Annotated in this window: 3 protein-coding genes; all 3 read left to right on the forward strand. The window is 46.2% G+C overall.

Annotated elements, in window-relative coordinates; translation table 11 throughout:
- The first annotated feature begins 84 nt into the window (after positions 1-84).
- The 3 genes from AAC854_RS22180 to AAC854_RS22190 all read left to right on the forward strand — a co-directional run bounded on the left by AAC854_RS22180 (position 85) and on the right by AAC854_RS22190 (position 1,466).
- Positions 85-648 carry a BRO-N domain-containing protein gene (locus AAC854_RS22180; RefSeq protein ID WP_340618989.1) on the forward strand — a complete coding sequence of 188 codons (564 nt, stop codon included), beginning with the start codon at positions 85-87 and terminating at the stop codon, positions 646-648.
- Between the two features lie 106 nt (positions 649-754).
- On the forward strand, positions 755-1,105 hold the full coding sequence (locus AAC854_RS22185) for a hypothetical protein (protein ID WP_340618990.1): 351 nt from the start codon (positions 755-757) through the stop codon (positions 1,103-1,105).
- 4 nt (positions 1,106-1,109) lie between these two features.
- A complete protein-coding gene (locus AAC854_RS22190) occupies positions 1,110-1,466 on the forward strand; it encodes an HNH endonuclease (protein WP_340618991.1) in 357 nt (118 codons plus the stop codon).
- Positions 1,467-2,359: the final 893 nt, after the last annotated feature.

A 2,359-nucleotide genomic window follows, 5' to 3' on the forward strand; every position in this document is an offset into this window, starting at 1 on the left:
GAGGAAGTCAGTTATAGCTGGCGAGCTTCGACGGGCTGATTTTCTATGTGAACGAGGGTTCATTTCAAATGTAGGTAATACGCCATGAGTACAGCATTAACTTTCAAAGAAAAAGAAGTGATCCCTTTTGATAATGGTGACGGGAAGATTTGGTTTACAGCAGAGACGCTGGCAGATTTGTTGGGATATGCAAACAGCAATAAGGTTTTAAATTTGTATAACCGTCATAAGGATGAGTTTACAGAAAGCATGACAACTGTAACCAAAGTGAGGATGAATGGAATAAACAACAGCTTACGATACGTCAATACGCGTTTGTTCTCATTGAGGGGTGCTCATTTAATTGGAATGGTTTCCCGAACAAAAGTAGCCAAAGCACTTCGGCGATGGTTGCTAGATCTGGCTGATAAAGAAAGCAATACGCACACTCCATCCATTGGCTACACAATTCAACAGATGCAGGACATTGTCACAAAAGCGCGAAAGGCATCGGATGAAGACTCCTCTGATGCAGGCCGCAGATTGAGAAAACGGCAAGATGACTTGGTTACCCTCGACAAGGCTAAACGCTTGATCGATGACCTTAGTCAGATGGCTCTTGACTTGGTTGGAGGTGGTAAACAAGAGATTGCGGATATTGGACGATAAGTGACTTCCTGAATATTTTTTCAGCATTTTATATAACCACCGTACAAAAACTGTCGGGGTTATATCAACCAGAGCAGTTATTTATTCTGAATTATGGAGAACAAGCATGTCACAAGGTACAGCAACATCCACATTCAGTGTCGGTATCAAATACGACACGGAAACATTAAGCCAGCTTGAATCACAGTTAGAACGCATTGCTGAACTGATGGATCGCATTGATGGGCGACGTGAGGTCGGTACGAAGCAGGCGGAATACAAAGACGCTGCCACCATCATCAATGAGGTGGAGCAGGCTTATCATGCACAGGGAGTCTTTATCGGAAAGTTAAGGTCTTTAGTGTCGAAGGTGGGAATTAATCTGAGTGATGATCACCTCCGCCAGATAATCCGTGAAGAGATACTGCTGTTCGTCGCACGCGAGAGTGAACGCGGCGGCCTGTTCTCGACGTGGTGATGCCATGCCACCCCGTATCCCTCGCGCCTGCCGCAAACAAGGCTGCCCCAAGACCACCACCGATCGCTCCGGTTACTGTCCTGACCATCTGCACACCGGCTGGCAGGCTCACCAGCAAGGCAAGAGCCGACACGCCCGCGGCTACGGCAGCAAGTGGGACAAGCTACGCGAACGGATTCTTAGGCGTGATAAATACCTGTGTCAGGAGTGCTTACGAAGTGGTCGAGTAGTAGAAGCCAAGACCGTTGACCATATCATTCCCAAGGCTCATGGGGGAGCTGATACAGATAACAATCTATCCTCGATTTGCTATAGCTGCCATAAATTCAAAACAGCCCGCGAACGCCTAAAGCGATTCTAAATAATTAGAGGTGAATGTGACTGGATCAATTGATGCAGGGTGTTTGCATGCCTGTAATAAACCTGCGATGAATATTTGTCAGGTTGAAGGTTGTGAATTAAAAGTACGTTCTCGCAATAGCCCTTATTGTGAAAAGCACTATATGAGAATGCGACGACATGGCTCCACAGAAAAGCACTCAACATTAAAGCAGGGCAAGTTGCAGCATTCAGGGGGTTATTTATTGATATACGCACCCAATCACCCACTGAAGAGAAAAAATTGCAGGATTTATGAGCATCGCGCTGTTTACTATCAGCATCACGGAGGTGGCCCATTTTTCTGCCATTGGTGTGACTCTGTTGTGACATGGGATGATATGCACGTTGATCATCTTGATGATTGTAAAACGAATAACGTCCCAGAAAATCTTGTAGCCAGTTGTCCGACTTGCAACCAAAAAAGAGGACACCATAAAACAGTGCGCGCTTTACGGTTACGGTCGCACAGGCGCTACACTGCTCATGGCAAAACGATGTGCTTAAATGAATGGGCAGGATACCTAGGCTTATCATTTGCAACCTTGCAATGGAGGTTAGATAGAGGGTGGGCAATAGAGAAAGTATTTAGCCCAAGAATAGGCAAGAGTGGACCGCCTAGCAAACGGAAGCCGAAAGTATGCAGTGACCATCCTCACATTTAATTTCAATGAATAACTTCATTCGACGTGACCATTACAGCAAAACAATATCGCAATGATTTAGTTTTTATTTGCAATCATCGCGTTATGTCATGGTCACGCAGGGGAGGGGCGGGTCAAATCTCTACCACTCTCGCCCTTGAGGACCGCCGCCTTCCCTCTTTTCAGATCGCCGCGAAATGCCAACCTTTTTTTGGGGTGCCCCAACTGCACC

The organism is Xenorhabdus entomophaga (assembly GCF_037996725.1).
Lineage (GTDB): Bacteria > Pseudomonadota > Gammaproteobacteria > Enterobacterales > Enterobacteriaceae > Xenorhabdus > Xenorhabdus khoisanae.